This is a genomic window from Bacillus sp. OK048 (assembly GCF_900103525.1).
Taxonomy (GTDB): Bacteria; Bacillota; Bacilli; order Bacillales; family Cytobacillaceae; genus Neobacillus.
This window is the reverse complement of record NZ_FNHN01000013.1, coordinates 37055-54324: the sequence shown is the minus strand read 5'-3', so window position 1 is coordinate 54324 and position 17270 is coordinate 37055. Positions and strand designations below refer to the sequence as shown.

The window sequence follows — 17270 nt, the reverse complement described above, 5'->3', positions numbered from 1 at the left end:
AAGAGGGGATAGAACCAATTAAAACGCTTCTATAAGCCATTTTAAGCGTCTATGTTGTGTGTACTATGGACTTTCTATGCTTCAGCTAACTTTCCTTAGCGCAATAGGAAAAAGCGTTCCTGCTTATTACAGAAACGTATCCAGTTCAATAAGTGAATCAATAAAATGCTTAATAAATATTGATACAATCACAAATGGAGATAAGAAAGCAAGAAAAACAATAGCCGATTCATTTCCTCAATTAGTATAAATATTTGTTTTTAACATCATTCCTTATTCAATTAGTTTGCCCTACAGCGGTAATTTTGCAAGTTGAAATTGCAAATCTAACGATTGTATCAGGACTTATTGGTAAAGTACCTAACACTATGCCAAGACCTGTTTGTTCCACGTTAAATTCTGCTGCAGTAGAACCATTACTTACTAAAAGAGTCACTGTAGAACCAATAAGTGTATCCAGCAATTGTCTAATTGGTCGTTCACGACAATCACATTCGCACCCAGAATCAACAGGTGGCAACAAGCTGATAGTAGGTCCTGGTGGTAAAAATCCTATCCCTATTACATCAGAAATATTGACTACAAAGGTTGTCGCTCCATCTGTAACAGTAACTAAAAAGTCATTCACTTCAATAATAGTGAATAAAAAAAAGAGAGGAGGTACATTTGGTGCGTCTGCAATAGTGGCAAGAATTACAGTTTGCCCAACAAGTTGTTGTAAGACTGACTGAAGTGGAGAAACACAACAGTCACAAAGACAGGGTCCTGAAGGTCCTGGTATCCCTTGAGGTCCCTGTGGTCCTCTAGCTCCTCTAGGCCCAGGAGGACAAACACATCTTTGCTTTGGAGGTTTTGGAATAGGGTAAAGAGGACAACACCCTTTAACTGGTCGATTATTGTTAGCCATAAAGTCACCTCATAAAATTGTTTAATTAATCTATAAATAATATGTTGGTGACTTCGGTATGGAATGAGCAATCTGCTTATTTCTATCCTGCCCATCCTTTAAGAATGCCTCTAATTTTTTCCACTGGTTTAGACAGTAGTTTATTGCTTGCTGATGTTTTCGACGTTTACAACCTTATTCTCAATGCAATACTCTACAAATTTACCTAAGAGCATTTCGTAATTTTTTATGTTTGTCTTTGTTGTGTTTTTAAAGCGTCTGTCATCTAAAAAATCTTGGTAAGCAACTTTCAACAACATAAAAAAGACTACCTCCTTATTTTTAGGAAGTAGTCTATACTTTAGAAAAAAGTTATTACCGTGACCAGTTCTCAGTTTGGTCGGAAAATGGACTTAACCATTTCTCAAATGTATGGCTTAAAAGCCTTACATCATGCCGCCCGTAAGATGAGTGTAATATCTTTAATCATGTGTGCTAAAAGTGCGGTAAATTAAGTTTTTTCTAAATCGGCGTTGTAATATCTTTAATGTGAATTTACCGTTTTTCATTTGATCGCGTTAGCAAAATGTTAGCATAAAATTTTTGAGTATCACTTAACATATATAGGTCTTTTTAAGTGTTCTTTATTTTAGCTAATCTAACAAAATTTTCATCTCTTTGTTTAACTTTCTGTTGAACTTCTTCATCGTCTGCATATGTAAATGATCCACTAACTGTTTTGGTTCCTAGATTTCCACTTTGATCTTTTTCCTCAACAAATGCTGGAATCTTTATCTCTTTGGATAATTCTGGGGCAAAATCCAGGACCATTTGTAATGGCTAAATCAATATCTTCTGGGGAAGCAATCCCTTCATCTAGTATGTAAAAAGCTTCACGGACTAGTGCTGCTTGCAAGCGATTGGCAATGAAACCAGGGATATCTTTTTTCAGAACTACTGGTTTTTTTCCTATACTTTTCGGAAGAGGCTGTTAAGGATACATCCTTTGTTACTGAAGCTGCTTCAGCATTGGATAAAAACTCAGCTTTTATATCATATAAAAAAACATCATATCCTGCCTGTGCATACAGTTGTGCAATTCCATGCCCCATTGTACCTGCACCTAATACAGTAACTTTTTCAGCCATTAGTACCCCACCTATGTCATTATTTTATTAATCTATTTTTTATTTTACTATAGTTCTGTTAATACAATTAAGATGAAAAAGTCAATATCAATAGTAATAAATTTACATTACTACTACTTCACCAGTCTTCCTCTCGACAAATTCCGTCTAACTAATGAGGTTTAAACACAGGTTTGACAGCATTTTAAGCTTTTCTAATCAATCGTTTAATTAAAATTGATTCAACTAATTAATCGTTTGGTTAAATAGCAGGTAAACCCTTTTATCAAACCAACTTTGGGCTGTTTTCTAGAAAATAAATTGACGTGTAAAAGTTGTGGTTGTAAGGAATCAACTTAAAAACTGACAATAGAAGCTAACGAAATACACAATTTAACAATTAGAAACAAATATATTACTAACTAATCGATTGATTGAAAGTGCAGTAAACCCTTTTAAATCAGGGTTTTCCCTGTTTTCTAGAAAAATTTATTGTCGAAGAAATCTTTTGTATTTAAAGCCACGGTGACGATTCTCGATTTTAACGTGGGAATAAGATTTTTGGACATTGACCTAGGAAGAACAAAGGAAAAGGTTTATTTAAAAAGCTGAACTTTGGTTCTAGGTATATTTAGATGAATTTGATAATAGGATTTAATTGAATTGAAAATAAGATTAGAACAATTGCATTATTAAGGGGGGGGGGTTCAAGAATGAACGGGGATGAACACATGTTACATGCTGATACTGGTGTAACATCAGGATTGTTTGTGGAGCGGTCTTTAAATGAAATACGTTTTTGGGCTAGGATCATGAAAGAACATTCTTTATTTCTGCGATTGGGTTTTAGAGCAGAGGATACCCAACTAATTCAAGAGGCTAATCAATTTTACCGAACATTTGAACGCATTGAACAAACCACACATACATTTAATAATCAAACAGATCCAGAACAAATTCGCAGATTTAATTCAGAAGTTCAACAAGCTGCAACGAATATATATGTATTTAAACGAAAAATATTAGGCTTAATTATTTCATGTAAGTTGCCGGGAGCCAATAATTTCCCACTGCTAGTTGATCATACAAGCAGGGAAGCTAATTACTTTAGAAAACGACTAATTCAATTAAATGAAGGTAAATTGGATGCCCTTCCAGACGCCATTATTAAAGAAAATGTCTTCTTCTTAAGGATTATGGCTGACCATGCCAAATTTATTGGTCATTTGCTGGATCCTTCCGAAAGGAAATTAATTGATGTAGCACGTGATTTTAGTAATGATTTTGATCAATTATTGTACCAAGCCAGAGATTTAGACTCGATGAAACCACAATCTCAAACAATTCCTCTTTTGGATCAATTTTTGGATCAAAACCGTGTATCAGTCTCATCTCTTCGGGACTTTAAGAAGACTGCACGTGATTTAATTGAGCAATGTAAAATTAAGAGTATCATTCACCCACTATTAGCAGACCATGTTTTTCGGGAAGCTGATAGGTTCCTTGAAATCATAGATATGTTTGATGCCCATCTTACTAGCGGTCACCCACAACCTAGAAATTCATATTAAGGACCTCTTTTATAAGCCACCGTGACGGTTCTTATGGTTTTAATCTAGCTAGTTCATGCCACAAGAACCGTCACCGTGGTCCTTCAAATACACACACTTATCTCCAGATATTCACTATAGTAATCTTTTAATGATTTAACACTATGCGCAAGCACTAACCCTACTTTTTCTACCTAACTTACAAACTCACTTTTGGCACCTTAATTTTAAGATTACTAGGAATAGTTGCAGCACTTGAACAAGTCCCTAATGATGTTAGCGTTACTGGTGTAATATACTTCCAGCAACGTTTAACTCCCATACTACTCCAATGAGTTCGTTGCCTTCTTTTAAAAATTTATTTGTTCTTTATTTTAGCTAATCTAACAAAGTTTTCATCTCTTTGTTTAATTTTCAGTTGAACTTCTTCATCGTCTGCATATGTAAATAACCCACTACCAGATTTGGTTCCTAGATTTCCACTTTGAACTTTTTCTTCAACAAATGCTGGAATCTTGATCTCTTTTGATAATACTGGAGCAAGATTCTCTACCACACTCTTCCAAATATCAAGTCCTCCAAAATCAGCCGTTTCTAAAGGACCAATGAATGACCATCTGAATCCGGGACCATCGGTAATGGCTGAATCAATATCTTCTGCGGAGGCAATCCCTTCATCTAATAAGTAAAAAGCTTCCCGGACTAGTGCTGCTTGCAAGCGATTGGCAATGAAACCAGGGATATCTTTTTTCAGAACTACTGGTTTTTTTCCTATACTTTTCAGTACTTCTATGGTTCGATCAATCATTTCTTGTGCCGTATCTGGCCCTTTCACCACTTCCACTAACGGAACAATCTGTGCTGGATTAAAGAAGTGGGTGATCATTAAACGATCTTTCTTCTGAAACCCTTCCGATAATTGTCTTAGTGAAAATGTTGAAGTATTGGAAGCAATAACGGTATCATCCGAAATCAATTCTTCCAATTGTTTGAACAAGCTAAATTTAATAGCTAAATTCTCTGAAGCAGCTTCAGTAACAAAGGATGTATCCTTAACAGCCTCTTCTAAATTTGTCGTTGTAAAAACATGGGATAAAGCGCTTTCTTTTTCCTTTTCACCAATAACTCCCTCTTGAATTAACATATTTAAATTCGTTGAAATTCTGGTGACCGCATTGGCTAAAAACTCAGCTTTTATATCATATAAAAAAACATCATATCCTGCCTGTGCATACAGTTGTGCAATTCCATGCCCCATTGTACCTGCACCTAATACAGTAACTTTTTCAGTCATTAGTACCCCTCCTATGTCATTATTATATTAATCTATTTTTATTTTACTATAATTCTGTTAATACCAGAAGCATTTGCAGCGGTAACTATTCCAGCCTTTTTGAAAGCTGATTTTATAAAGCAGTAAATAATATATTATTTTTTTTCCGTAGTTAGTTAAGAATACGAAAAAATACAATGAACAAACTAAAGCTGTTAAGGAATAATTCATTAATTTAATCCATATCTATTATTCGATCTTTAGCTTTTAACACAATCCATAAAAAAGTTAAGACGATTAAGGGGATGCATATGCAAAAATTTATAAAATCAAAAGTATTTCAATTCCTAAAAATTACTTTTCCACTAATTTTATTAATTCTCGCCGTAATTGAAATCAAAAAATTCACAGGGAATATAGATATGGCAATGCTCCAACATGTTGTAAGTCAAATTCACTATCCAAAATTGGCGATCGTTCTATTGATTACGATGGCAGCAATTACTCCCATGTTCTTTTATGATTCAGCAATTGTAAAAATATTAGGTATCACTGTACCGACAAAAAGGTTAATCAAACAGTCACTTATTGTAAACTCTTTTTCAAATTTAATTGGTTTTGCCGGTTTAATTGGAGTGTTGCTAAGAACTTACTTCTATCAAACATATGAAATGGACAAAAGCAGACTGCTGAAAACAATTGCTACAGTATCATTATTTTATCTTACAGGTATTTCATTGCTTGCCTGGTTCATTCTTGCCGGTTACAGGGATATTCCGCTTTTATTAAAAACAAAATGGTTATATTTGGCCGTGATCGGAGTAGGGCTATATCTTCCAGTCCTAATGATCCTATCTTTCATAAAAAACAAAGAACGTACGGAACCCACCATTGAAACACGAACAAAGATCCAACTTTTGTTTACTTCTTTCATGGAATGGTCAGCTATCTTTCTAGCTATTTGGCTATTAGCTAACGTGTTAAACATACCTTTTCACTTTAATGAAATTTTCCCTATTTTTATTATTGCTTCATGTGCTGGAATTGTCAGTTTAATCCCTGGTGGTCTTGGATCATTTGATCTGGTTTTCATCTGGGGATCACAATATTTAGGGATAGAAAATGAAAAGATACTGGTACTTCTGATTTTATATCGGATTGGCTATTTATTTATTCCATTTATATTTGGATTTGTACTATTCGTAAAAGATTTTTGGAAAAAATGGAATGATTCATGGGACAATCTCCCAAATGCACTCGTGCAGAATGCAAGCCATGTGCTTTTAACCATATTAGTTTTTGTTTCTGGGTTGATCTTACTTCTGTCGGCAGCTGTGCCAGGAATCGTGGGAAGGTTGAAATTTGTCGAAGATATTGTAACCTTTCCTATCATTAGCTTATCCCACCAGCTTTCCGTTGCTGCTGGGTTTGTCCTTCTTGGTTTATCAAGAGGAATTGAATATAAAGTAAAGCGAGCCTATCAACTAACCATAGCCGTATTATCCTTTGCTGCGATATTTTCCCTTTTCAAAGGGTTTGACTATGAGGAAACAATTGTAGTGCTGATTGTCGCCTTACTCCTTCGAGGGTCTAAGTCCCGATTTTATCGGGAGAGTTATGTTTTAACATGGAGCAAAACCATTTTTGATGTTCTAATGGTCATACTCATTACTTCTATGTATGTGATCATCGGTTACTTGAATTTACCTACAGCAAAAGTCAATATACCGACAAAGCTAATCCCTTATGCTATTACTGATTATCATGATTTGTTTTTCAGTGCTTTTATTGGACTAATCATCGCCATATTCGTACTAAAAATTGGAAATGTTATTAAGAAGCCAAAGAATCGGTTTATGGAAACATCCAATAGCCAGGAGGAAAAAATACTAGAACACATAAAAAAATATAATGGAAATGTTCTAACCCATTTAATTTTCCTGCATGATAAATTTATTTTCTGGAATAACAAGAACAGTGTCCTATTTTCCTTTCAAAAATATGCTGACAAGCTCGTGATTCTTGGGGACCCTATCGGAGAGAAAGCTGATTTTCCACTTGCATTAGAAGAGTTTCAGCATACTTCAGATCTTCATGGATATACGCCTTCATTTTATGAAGTTAGTCATCACATGCTTCCTTATCTCCATGAGAGCGGTTTCGACTTTTTTAAGCTTGGCGAAGAGGCATTTGTTGATTTAGCGCACTTCTCTCTTTCAGGAAAAAAAATGAAAGGGGCAAGAACGGTTAAAAATAAGTTTGAACGAGAGAATTATCATTTTGAAATAATAAAGCCGCCTTTTTCTCCTGAGTTGTTTAATGAACTAAAAGCAGTATCAGATGATTGGCTTCAAGGTAGAAAAGAAAAAGGATTTTCCTTAGGCTTTTTTGATGAAGATTACTTGAATAAGTCTGAAATGGCAATTTTGAAAGATAACGGTACACAGATCATCGCCTTTACAAGCCTGATGCCGGTTTATGATAATAACGAAACGATTTCAGTAGATTTGATGCGATTTAAACGGAGTTCTCCATCTGGAACAATGGATTTTATTTTTCTCTCATTATTTGAATGGGCAAAAGAAGAAGGATATAAGAACTTTAATCTAGGAATGGCGCCCCTTTCTAATGTAGGGATTTCCAAGTTTTCATTTTTTGGTGAAAAGATTGCTTCCCACATATATTTGCATGGTCATTTTTTTTATCATTTTCAAGGATTACGGAAATTCAAAGAAAAATATGCAGATTCCTGGGATTCTAAGTATCTGGCTTACAGAAGAAAATCTTCTCTTCCTTTTACAATGGCCCAAGTGGCGCTTTTGATAGGAAAAAAACGAATATAATGATACCTTCTGTAAACAATCCGTTTCATCAGGTTGAACTTTTGTATAGACGAATTCGAACATTTCTATTTATATTAAAAAAAGAAGGAAAGTCCATATGTGACTAAAGGTGCCAGGTATCCTCCAAAATGGAGGGTGCCTGACCTTCCGTGCTTGAATTCTTTTTTGTCGCCCCTCACTCTCATTAATCCTCTAATACGATTGAACGAACAAAATTTATGTCTTCATTATATGATACAAAAAAAGAAGCTTCCCACAAGTTTGCTCAACTTATGAGAAGCTTCTTTAAAAATCCGCTATGTTAGCATAAAGACCGGTAGCAGAAGAACAATAAATGCTTCAACTATAGGCGAGAAATAACAAATCAATATTTGCTCAAAAAAAATATTGACATCGTTTTTCGTTTTATTTATACTTTTAATGGTAAAAGACAAACATCATTAAAACTATGAAATATGGTCAGTTTAATGAAGCATAGCGTCGAGTGCTAATCTTCGTAAGTTGATCCTATTTCTTGGACTTATTTACATATATTTTAGGGCTAAACTCCTGATACTTCAACTTCTTCATCCTCTGTTACAGGTTTCACATAGTCCACCATCATGATGGCTTCTTCATCCTCATGCTTGAACGTACAGTTACTATAATCTTTTTTAAGATCTGCTATTTGAACGGTATGACCGATTTCAAAATTTGTGATATCAATTTCAATACTATCAGGGATATCATTCACATTTGCTGTTATATTCAATTCGTGAAGAAACTGTTTAACCATTCCTCCAACTTTTTCTCCACTAGATGTTCCCTTTAAAATTACACTAACATTTGTATCGATTTCAGTGTGCTTATCAACTTGAAGAAAATCCACGTGAAGTAAATCCTTTGTTACAGGATTACTTTGGTAATCTCTTAAAATAACATTTTTTGATGTTTCATTAAGGTTTAGTGATATAATACCATATCTACCAACCTTCCTGATTACATTTCGTAATTCTTTGTAGTTAATAAAAATAGATTCAGTATTACTCTCTCTTCCATAAACAATTGCAGGAACTTCCCCTTCATTTCTCAATGTTTTCAAAGTAGATTTCTTAACATCTTTTCTTTCTTGTGCTACTAGTGTATTCACTTTTTAACTTCCACCTTCCAAATTAGATGAGTCTTAGAATTTAATTTTTATAGTCTAAAACTATTAAAAATTACCTTACTATTCAAGTATATCTAATCCTGTATATTATTTCAAAAGCTAAGCTTATTCGTTTTGTTTACCGCCATTTCTTACCATGGCCAAAAAGTATAAACGTTTTCCCGCTTCCTTCACAACCAGCTCCACCATTATCATTGTTATGGGCCTTTTCTGGTTCGCCCAGCGCCTAGGTTAAAAGAAGCACAAGAGACCTCTTGGTTATCACCCGCCAAGGGGGCTTTTTGTATGCTTATCTGGGGAGATTACATTTATCATTCCTTTAAACCTGACCGTTTGTGTTGATAATCGTGACATTTTAATATTATTTCGCTTAGCATTATTTCAGGACAATGAGGAATAGTAAATGTAGAAATATATAATATATATCGTTATATTTACTTCGTTTCTTTTGCAATCTCCACACCAGTTCTGATAAGTTTAATATTCTCTGCTTTGAAATCATGTTTTAAAGTACTCAGTTTAAGGTAATTTATTTACTTTTTACTGTTTTAGGAGGAATTTTTTTACAAAGAGAGGAACATTCGATGAAAAAAATGTCCAACGTATTTTGGATTTCTATTGCCATCGTGCTTGCAGCAGTTATATTTGGTGCAACTGCACCGAATAGCTTTGAAGAAGTAACAGGCAATATTCAAGCATTTCTCACATCAGCTTTTGGCTGGTATTATTTAATTTTAGTTTCAGTTATTGTTATTTTTTGTATTTTTCTTATTTTCAGTCCTGTTGGGTCGCTAAAATTAGGAAAAGCTGATGAAAAACCGGAGTATTCAAAAGCTTCTTGGTTTGCAATGTTATTTAGCGCTGGTATGGGAATTGGGTTAGTATTCTGGGGTGCCGCAGAGCCACTTTCCCACTTCGTAAAACCGCCATTAGCAGAGGGCTCAACAGCAGCTGCCCATAAAGAAGCAATGAGGTACACGTTTTTTCACTGGGGAATTCATGCATGGTCGATCTATGCAATTGTGGCATTAGCTTTGGCGTATTTTCAATTTCGTAAGGGTGAACCAGGACTTATTTCAGCAACATTAAAACCTGTCTTAGGAAAAAGCATGGAAGGTTCTCTCGGAATCGTAATAGATGTGTTGGCAGTTTTTGCAACAGTCATTGGCGTTGCAACGACACTAGGATTTGGAGCTGCGCAAATTAATGGGGGCTTATCTTACTTATTTGGAATACCGAATAATTTCACCGTTCAAGTGATCATTGTTGCTGTTGTGACGGTACTTTTTATTATGTCGGCTTGGTCTGGATTAAGCAAAGGGATACAAATATTAAGCAATCTAAACATGATTTTAGCCATTGCATTAATGTTATTAATGTTCATTATTGGACCAACCATCCTCATTTTAAATATTTTTACTGATACGATTGGTGGATATATTCAAAATCTTGTTCAAATGAGTTTCCGCATAGCACCACTTGATGTTGAGCAGCGATCTTGGATTAATGGATGGACGATTTTTTATTGGGCATGGTGGATTTCATGGTCACCGTTCGTTGGAATTTTTATTGCCCGCGTCTCAAAGGGAAGGACCATCCGTGAATTTATCATTGGTGTTTTATTCCTTCCGGCTATCGTTAGCTTTTTATGGTTTGCTATTTTTGGTACTTCAGCAATTGAAGTACAGCACGCTGGAAATATTGATTTATCAAGCTTGGCTACCGAGCAAGTTTTATTTGCAGTCTTTAGTGAATTTCCATGGTCTACAATGCTTTCAATAATAGCAATCATCCTTGTAGGAATATTTTTTATCACTTCAGCAGACTCCGCAACATTCGTACTTGGTATGCAAACAACGTACGGGTCACTAAACCCATCTAATCCAGTAAAACTAACTTGGGGTATTGCCCAGTCTGCTGTAGCATTAATCCTTTTATATAGCGGTGGCCTACAAGCCCTTCAAAATGCGTTAATTGGAGCAGCATTCCCATTTTCAATTGTCATTATCTTAATGATGATATCTCTTTATCGCTCTTTAACAAAAGAGAGAAAAGAACTTGGATTGTACATAAAGCCGAAACCACGAAAAAATCAGACTTAATAAACAGAACGGGAATTAATCATCAACTAGGCTAGTGGGTCATCCCCTCCGTGAACTAAAGCTTTAACGAACGGGGGGACTGACCTCATAGCTCTTAGCATCGCTTCTCATGCTCTTCGATTAAGACGGAAAAACTCCGCTTAATTTGTAATTATTAGTAAAAAGAGCTTAAATAGACGGAGAGATTTCGCCTATTGATTTGAAAAACGTGAAAATGAGGGATTTTGCTTTGCATAACCGGAAAACCTCCCCTTATTTTCCTCAAAACGAGCTCCATTCTGCATATAACCGGAAGCTCTCCGCTTATTTCACTTTTTTCTTAATAAAGAAACTCGCCAATCATTTGGTGGGCGCCTTAATTGATCTACACGGCGCTCGACAGAATCCGCTGAACCAGCAGATCAGTAAAGTGCGCAGCATGCTTGGCAACGTCATCCAGATTTTCATCGAAACTATCCGCCGTATCGCCGCCATGGCCGGCAATATCCGATACCACTTTGATAGCTAACACCGGAATACCATATTGGGCAGCAGCTTGCACGATGGCGAGTCCTTCCATATCCGATACCTTAACGGAAGGAAAAGTCGATTTAACCCATTCGACTCGATCGGATTCACTCATGAAGGAATCTAGCGTCAATATTAATCCGAAATCGAGTGAATACGGAAGATCATCTGCTTCGGCAGCAGCTTGTCTTGCTACCTCCAGCCAGTTATCGTCTAAATCATATTTCGCTGGCATTTGCGGAACCTGGCCATATTCATAACCAAAGCAAGTAGCATCAACATCTCCATACCTATATTGCGTAGCGACAACGACGTCACCCACCTTTAATCCCTCGGCAAATGCACCCGACGAACCTACATTGATGATCAAATCCGGTTTATATCGTTCGATAAGCAGCGTAACTGCGACAGCTGCATTGACCTTGCCGATACCACTTTCTACTAGAATCAGATGCTGGCCATGATAGATTGCTTCTTCAACGATAACCTTGCCTACCTGTAACCTTGCCGTGATTCGTGATTCAATGCGAAAAGGAGCCATTTCCTCCTCCATCGCCGTGATAATTGCAATTCTCATAATCAAAGCCTCTCTATTCTTTCAGGTATGAAATTGGCTTAATTACAGGCACCTTCGAGCCACCGAATTCTTTTTCTATATATTTTTGGGTATCGTCATTATGATACAATTCACCTAATTTCAAGATGCCAGGATCGTCCTTTTTATCAGCGGTGGTTACAAGCACGTTGATGCTGTTTTTTGTATCTACAGAAACTTCCTCATGGAACAAGGAGTCCTTCAATACGTTAAGTCCGCCTTCCATCGCGATCGTATTACCGATCAATACGAGATCCACATCTTGAATCACTCGCGGACCAGTCGTGTCGTCGATCAATTTGAATTTTAGGTTTTTAGGATTCTCTGCGATATCGTTCACCGAACCTGTCCCCTCATTGAAGCCGTCCTTTAACTTGATCAGTCCGGACGCTTGCAATACTTTTAATCCTCTAGATGTATTGGCCGGGTTATCAGCCAAGGCGACGAGCGCACCGTCCGGGACGTCATTGATATTCTTGATCTTCTGCGAATAAATTCCCATTGGTTCAAGGTAAGTCGTCGATACCGCAACAAGGTTGGCGTTGCTGTCTTTATTGTAGCTAACCAAGTAACCCCAAGATTGGAAGGCGTTCACGTCAACCTCTCCTTCTTTGGTTGCGTTATTCATTACAACACCACCATTGATCTCCTTGACTTCGATAGTAAGTTTGGCATCCTTTGCCTCCTGAGACTGCGCGATATGCTTCCAAATCTGGGCGTCAGAACCCATTGAACCAATGACGATTGTCTGGCCGTCGCTCGATGTCTTGCTTCCGCAGCCAGCTACCAACAGTGTCAAGGTCAATCCGATCGCCAATCCGCCCCATAATTTTTTTATATTCATATACTTTCTCCCCCTAGACTAAATGAAATATTATTGCCCTAATGCATCGTCATACCGCCGGTTACATTGATGGCCTGTCCTGTCATATATGAAGATAATGGACTAGCCAGAAACAGCACAACATTAGCAACGTCTAGAACCTCGGCGGTCCTTCCGAGCGGTACCTGTGAGCAATCCTCGGCATAGATCTCCTCGGCGGTCATCTTGCGGATTATCCCGCCTTCGATGCGTTCTCGATGCTTCATCGGCGTCTCGACAATGCCTGGGCATACCGCATTGACCAGAATTTTATGCTGCGCAAGTTCAATCGCCATGACTTTCGTTAACCCAAGAACGGCATGTTTGGACGCGCAATATCCGCCCATGGCACGATACCCGTTCTTTCCGGCTTGTGAAGCCATCTGTATGATTCTACCCGGCTTCCCGGCCTCGACCATCTTCTTCGCAAAAATCTTGGATACCAGGTACAGCCCAGTGGAATTGATGGAGAATACCTTTTCCCAATCTTCCAGCTTGCTGTCAATGACATAATCCATCGTGGAAATGCCAGCGCAATTCACAACGATATCTGGTACCCCTGACTGCTCTAATACAATATCTGACCAGCGATAGATATCCTCTGAACGGGACAAATCCAGCCTGGACTCGGACAACTGCCCGTCAATAACTTTATAATCGTCTTCGTATGCGAGATCGGCAGAGATCACCTTAGCCCCGCTCTCAAGCAAGATTTGCACGATACCTTGTCCAATGCCTGAATTTCCGCCGGTTACAACCGCCGTAAGTTGCGATAAATCAAGCGTAATCATGTCAATTACAATACCCTTTCGAACGGATCTCTGCTAATTCCAGCATGTAGTACAATCTTCGCGTATTCTTGTGCGGAGAACAGCGAATGATCCTTGTAATTGCCGCATTCCAATGCGGATACGGCCGGAACCTCCGTCGTTTCCAGCACGCGCTTCAACGTTCTTTCCAATGCGGATGCGATTTCTTCCGGATCATGCTCGTTCCAGAGAATTAGGTAATATCCCGTTCTGCATCCCATAGGTGATATATCGATGATGCCTTGAATCTCATCTCTCATATACGTCGCCAACAAATGTTCAAGTGTATGAAGCGCAGCCGTCGGAATCGCATCTTGATTCGGTTGCAGGAAGCGCAGATCATATTTTTGCACGGTACTGCCTTTCTCATCGCGCTCTACCCCCGCTGCTCTGACATAAGGAGCCTTTACGATCGTATGGTCCAATTGGAAGCTTTCTACTATTGCCATTGTACTTCAGTCCTTTTTCTATAGTATTGTATATTTATTTCAGTACGTACCCGAAGGTAGCATACTGTATAAATCGATATGTGCTAGTTGTTAATGCGTCGACTTCTTGGTGAAATAATCTCCGATGAATTGGCATGCAAACACCAGAATCAGGATCAAAATCGTTGCTACAAGTGTAATATCCGTCTGGAATCGGTTATACCCCTGATTAATCGCCAGACTGCCTAATCCTCCCGAGCCAATGGCACCCGCCATCGTCGTCAGCCCGATTAGGTTAATGATCGTAACCGAAGAAGCACGGATAATGCCTGCCATGCCCTCTTTCAGATAAACACGAAAAATAATCTCAATTGGCCCCGAACCCATGGATTGAGCCGCTTCAATAATCCCTGAATCTACTTCTACCAGCGCATTTTGTATTTGTCTGGCATAGAAAGGTACTATTCCGATGACCAAAGGCACGATAGCTGCATGCATACCGATCGATGTCCCTACGATCATACGGGTAACAGGAACGATAACGGCGATGAGAATAATAAACGGAATGGATCTAAACAGGTTAATGACTTTTTCCACGACACTATAAATCAGCCTGTTCTCCAGAATCCCTCCTTTATCTACGACAACGAGAGTAATGCCAAACAATATGCCGAATACTACCGAAAATAACGAGGTTACGGCCACCATATAAATCGTTTCATAAGTGCTTAAGAGGATTTCCTCTCTAAAACTCCATATATTTGAAAAATATTTCATAAAGAAATCGCTCATACTGGATCACCTACTTTACTGTTCTGCAAAAGCCGGGAATCGATCAATTCAACCTCCACCTGAACTGACTGCAAATACTTTAGTGCAGCTTCTAGATCGCTGGTGGTACCCGACATAACAACAATCAGGAAGCCGATCGGTGTCTGCTGTAAAATTTCCACATTAGCGAATAAAAGATTGGTTGTCACCCTATACCTAGCGGAAAGCGCCGAAATGATCGGCTCGCTGGTACTATCGCCAATAAAAGAAATCTTGCACAAGATATCGTTTTCCTTCAGATGAACCAATGACGGATGCTGCGCGAGCTTTTCCAACGTTTGATCAACTTGCGTTGCCGTATTGATGAAATCACGGGTTAATGCATTTTGCGGACTGCTGAAGATGGAGACGATATCGCCTTGCTCGATGATCCGACCCGCTTCCATCACTGCCACTTTGTTGCATATTTCTTTCACCACTTGCATTTCATGCGTAATAATAACGATCGTTAGGCCGAGGTCTTGTTTCAGCTTCTTCAACAATTTCAGGATGGATAGCGTTGTTTTGGGATCCAGCGCACTGGTTGCTTCATCGCATAAGAGTATTTCCGGGTCATTCGCCAGCGCTCTGGCAATGGCTACCCTCTGCTTCTGCCCACCTGACAATTGAGAGGGATAAGCATCCCGTTTATCCGATAAACCTACCAACTCAAGCAAATCCATAACCTTCTGGGCTCTTTCACGCTTGGAAAGCTTGGAGCTTTTTAAAGGGTAGTCTACATTGTCAAAGATCGTTCTAGAACTCATCAGGTTAAAATGTTGGAAGATCATCCCGATCTTCTTCCTGGCCACCCGCAGCTCTTTGGGATTCAAGGAGAGCAAATCTTGACCGTTCACTTTTACGCTTCCCGATGTAGGTCGTTGCAGCAGGTTAATAACGCGAACCAAGGTACTCTTTCCGGCCCCGCTGTAGCCTACAATGCCATAAACATCGCCAGCATCAACCTGCAAATTGACATCCTGAACGGCTGTTACCGACTGAGAGCTAGTTTCAAATGTAACGTTAATTGTGGATAAAGAAATCATGATGCCCAACCCTTCCTAAAACTTCTATATTCTCAAAACTCAAAAAATTACATTTAAGTAATTGTACATCAGAATACTCGGAATTTAAACAAAAATTTTTTAATAGGGGTAGTACCAGCGTAGCTGACACCATCCGCAAAGTAGATGTTAATAATAATGGTATATATTTATAAAAAAAGGGCTCCTCAAAAGTTTGTCAACTAATGAGAAAGCCTCTTTTAATTTACATTAGGTTAGCATATTTTTAGCAAAGTAAAGCCATTAAATCGTCCCTTGGTGACACACAAAAAAATACGTATTAATATCCAATAAGCTCCTCAACTGCCCTCTTATTCGGCAGAGCAGAAATAGCTCCTTTTCCTGTTGTGGTAAGGGCACCGCTTGCATTGGCAAATTGAAGGATACCGGCCTGCTGGTCTCGCAGTACTTCTTCAATGTTTTCCGGACTTGCATTCAATTCTAGTAATTGATATAAAAATCCGCCAATGAACGCATCACCCGCTCCGGTTGTGTCCACAGGTTCAACAGAATATCCGCTCGATTCAAACTTTTCATCCTTTAAAAACAAATCCGCTCCAGCAGCTCCCTTTGTGTAGACAACGGCCTTCACATTTCCAATGAACAATGATTTTATCGCATCCGACTCATCTTTTATTCCTGTAATAAAATTTAGCTCTTCATCAGAAACCTTTACGATATATGCGGTTGGTAAAAATTCGAGAATTGCCTTACGACAGTCCTCTGGATCTTCCCAAAGCGGAAGCCGCACATTTGGATCAAAGCTGACCAATCCACCTGCACCTGAAACAGCTGCAATTGCTTTCTTATGCGCCTGTTTCATCGGGCTTTCCACTAAATCAACTGAGCAAAAATGTAGTATATCCCCCGCTTGGAACCATGCTGGGTCAATTTCCTCTTCGCTTAACAACAAATCAGCGGAAGGATTACGGTAAAACGAAAAATCACGTTCCCCGTTTTCTTTTAAAGAGACAAAAGCCAAGGCCGTATTCGCCTCACCAGTCCGATATACTTTGTCCGTCTCAACACCAGCCTCGATAAGCTTTTCGACTAAAAAATCGCCAAACGCATCGTTGCCTAACTTAGAAATCATTGCTGCTTTCTGCCCATATTTAGCAACAGCAGCAGCGACATTTGCAGGTGCCCCTCCTGGAGCTCTCTCAAAGGCTACAACATCCTTTAAGGCTACTCCTTTTTGAAGAGGAATAAAATCAATTAACACTTCACCAATCGAATAAAGCTTTCCCATTTTGTCACCTCTCGTACC

The 17270-nt window shown here is 38.4% G+C and carries 16 protein-coding genes and 1 pseudogene; 3 read left to right on the top strand and 14 right to left on the bottom strand.

Translation table 11 applies throughout. From position 1 onward, the window contains the following. Positions 1-277: 277 nt before the first annotated feature. The 5 genes and pseudogenes from BLR86_RS20470 to BLR86_RS20460 form a co-directional block, all read right to left on the bottom strand. Positions 278-793, bottom strand: a pseudogene (locus tag BLR86_RS20470) (bclA protein); the annotation flags it as partial. A 254-nt stretch (positions 794-1047) separates the two neighbouring features. Then, positions 1048-1206, bottom strand: a complete 159-nt coding sequence (locus BLR86_RS26225; protein ID WP_175492985.1) for a hypothetical protein — start codon at positions 1204-1206, stop codon at positions 1048-1050. A gap of 313 nt (positions 1207-1519) precedes the next feature. Further along, positions 1520-1717, bottom strand: coding sequence for a hypothetical protein (locus tag BLR86_RS26485; RefSeq protein ID WP_139185672.1), 198 nt, complete (start codon positions 1715-1717; stop codon positions 1520-1522). Beyond that, positions 1659-1802, bottom strand: a complete 144-nt coding sequence (locus BLR86_RS20465; RefSeq protein WP_254782393.1) for a 3-hydroxyacyl-CoA dehydrogenase family protein — start codon at positions 1800-1802, stop codon at positions 1659-1661. The genes BLR86_RS26485 and BLR86_RS20465 overlap by 59 nt, the downstream gene beginning before the upstream one ends. Beyond that, positions 1780-2034 (bottom strand): 3-hydroxyacyl-CoA dehydrogenase NAD-binding domain-containing protein, encoded by a 255-nt coding sequence (locus BLR86_RS20460; protein ID WP_090766006.1) that lies wholly within the window; start codon positions 2032-2034, stop codon positions 1780-1782. Before BLR86_RS20460 ends, BLR86_RS20465 begins: the two co-directional genes overlap by 23 nt. Positions 2035-2726: 692 nt before the next feature. Between BLR86_RS20460 and BLR86_RS20455 the strand changes: the two genes are divergently transcribed. Then, positions 2727-3584: a DUF2935 domain-containing protein gene (locus tag BLR86_RS20455; protein WP_090766003.1), complete on the top strand. Its 858-nt coding sequence runs from the start codon at positions 2727-2729 to the stop codon at positions 3582-3584. Positions 3585-3921: 337 nt separating this feature from the next. Here BLR86_RS20455 and BLR86_RS20450 read toward each other — a convergent pair whose 3' ends face one another. Next, positions 3922-4857: a 3-hydroxyacyl-CoA dehydrogenase family protein gene (locus BLR86_RS20450; protein WP_090765999.1), complete on the bottom strand. Its 936-nt coding sequence runs from the start codon at positions 4855-4857 to the stop codon at positions 3922-3924. Between the two features lie 290 nt (positions 4858-5147). Between BLR86_RS20450 and mprF the strand changes: the two genes are divergently transcribed. After that, positions 5148-7679, top strand: a complete 2532-nt coding sequence (gene mprF, locus BLR86_RS20445; RefSeq protein WP_254782392.1) for a bifunctional lysylphosphatidylglycerol flippase/synthetase MprF — start codon at positions 5148-5150, stop codon at positions 7677-7679. Positions 7680-8220: 541 nt separating this feature from the next. Here the strand turns inward: mprF and BLR86_RS20440 are convergent. Further along, complete coding sequence (locus BLR86_RS20440) at positions 8221-8808, bottom strand: 50S ribosomal protein L25 (RefSeq protein WP_090765994.1); 588 nt, start codon at positions 8806-8808, stop codon at positions 8221-8223. Positions 8809-9410: 602 nt separating this feature from the next. On the opposite strand from BLR86_RS20440, the gene BLR86_RS20435 reads away from it, so the two are divergent. Then, positions 9411-10928 carry a glycine betaine uptake BCCT transporter gene (locus tag BLR86_RS20435; protein ID WP_090765991.1) on the top strand — a complete coding sequence of 506 codons (1518 nt, stop codon included), beginning with the start codon at positions 9411-9413 and terminating at the stop codon, positions 10926-10928. Positions 10929-11292: 364 nt separating this feature from the next. On the opposite strand, the gene mtnN is transcribed toward BLR86_RS20435, so the two are convergent. The 7 genes from mtnN to BLR86_RS20400 all read right to left on the bottom strand — a co-directional run bounded on the left by mtnN (position 11293) and on the right by BLR86_RS20400 (position 17252). Beyond that, positions 11293-12012 (bottom strand): 5'-methylthioadenosine/S-adenosylhomocysteine nucleosidase, encoded by a 720-nt coding sequence (gene mtnN / locus BLR86_RS20430; RefSeq protein WP_090765988.1) that lies wholly within the window; start codon positions 12010-12012, stop codon positions 11293-11295. Positions 12013-12025: 13 nt separating this feature from the next. Then, positions 12026-12868, bottom strand: coding sequence for a MetQ/NlpA family ABC transporter substrate-binding protein (locus BLR86_RS20425; protein WP_090766225.1), 843 nt, complete (start codon positions 12866-12868; stop codon positions 12026-12028). Between the two features lie 44 nt (positions 12869-12912). Continuing rightward, a complete protein-coding gene (locus tag BLR86_RS20420; RefSeq protein ID WP_090765986.1) occupies positions 12913-13683 on the bottom strand; it encodes an SDR family NAD(P)-dependent oxidoreductase in 771 nt (256 codons plus the stop codon). A gap of 5 nt (positions 13684-13688) precedes the next feature. Then, positions 13689-14150: an S-ribosylhomocysteine lyase gene (locus BLR86_RS20415; protein ID WP_090765984.1), complete on the bottom strand. Its 462-nt coding sequence runs from the start codon at positions 14148-14150 to the stop codon at positions 13689-13691. Between the two features lie 90 nt (positions 14151-14240). Continuing rightward, on the bottom strand, positions 14241-14921 hold the full coding sequence (locus BLR86_RS20410; RefSeq protein ID WP_090765981.1) for a methionine ABC transporter permease: 681 nt from the start codon (positions 14919-14921) through the stop codon (positions 14241-14243). Then, positions 14918-15985: a methionine ABC transporter ATP-binding protein gene (locus tag BLR86_RS20405; protein WP_090765978.1), complete on the bottom strand. Its 1068-nt coding sequence runs from the start codon at positions 15983-15985 to the stop codon at positions 14918-14920. The genes BLR86_RS20410 and BLR86_RS20405 overlap by 4 nt, the downstream gene beginning before the upstream one ends. 298 nt (positions 15986-16283) lie before the next feature. Then, entirely contained in the window at positions 16284-17252 is a 969-nt protein-coding gene (locus BLR86_RS20400) for a carbohydrate kinase family protein (protein ID WP_090765975.1), read from the bottom strand. Positions 17253-17270 lie beyond the last annotated feature (18 nt).

Bases quoted from the DNA above. Each gene is read 5' to 3' on its own strand.
- BLR86_RS20455 (WP_090766003.1), top strand. From the start codon at position 2,727: ATGAACGGGGATGAACACATGTTACATGCTGATACTGGTGTAACATCA.
- BLR86_RS20405 (WP_090765978.1), bottom strand. From the start codon at position 15,985: ATGATTTCTTTATCCACAATTAACGTTACATTTGAAACTAGCTCTCAG.
- BLR86_RS20460 (WP_090766006.1), bottom strand. From the start codon at position 2,034: ATGGCTGAAAAAGTTACTGTATTAGGTGCAGGTACAATGGGGCATGGA.
- mprF (WP_254782392.1), top strand. From the start codon at position 5,148: ATGCAAAAATTTATAAAATCAAAAGTATTTCAATTCCTAAAAATTACT.
- mtnN (WP_090765988.1), bottom strand. From the start codon at position 12,012: ATGAGAATTGCAATTATCACGGCGATGGAGGAGGAAATGGCTCCTTTT.
- BLR86_RS26225 (WP_175492985.1), bottom strand. From the start codon at position 1,206: ATGTTGTTGAAAGTTGCTTACCAAGATTTTTTAGATGACAGACGCTTT.
- BLR86_RS20410 (WP_090765981.1), bottom strand. From the start codon at position 14,921: ATGAGCGATTTCTTTATGAAATATTTTTCAAATATATGGAGTTTTAGA.
- BLR86_RS20420 (WP_090765986.1), bottom strand. From the start codon at position 13,683: ATGATTACGCTTGATTTATCGCAACTTACGGCGGTTGTAACCGGCGGA.
- BLR86_RS20435 (WP_090765991.1), top strand. From the start codon at position 9,411: ATGAAAAAAATGTCCAACGTATTTTGGATTTCTATTGCCATCGTGCTT.
- BLR86_RS20415 (WP_090765984.1), bottom strand. From the start codon at position 14,150: ATGGCAATAGTAGAAAGCTTCCAATTGGACCATACGATCGTAAAGGCT.
- BLR86_RS20400 (WP_090765975.1), bottom strand. From the start codon at position 17,252: ATGGGAAAGCTTTATTCGATTGGTGAAGTGTTAATTGATTTTATTCCT.
- BLR86_RS26485 (WP_139185672.1), bottom strand. From the start codon at position 1,717: ATGGTCCTGGATTTTGCCCCAGAATTATCCAAAGAGATAAAGATTCCA.
- BLR86_RS20450 (WP_090765999.1), bottom strand. From the start codon at position 4,857: ATGACTGAAAAAGTTACTGTATTAGGTGCAGGTACAATGGGGCATGGA.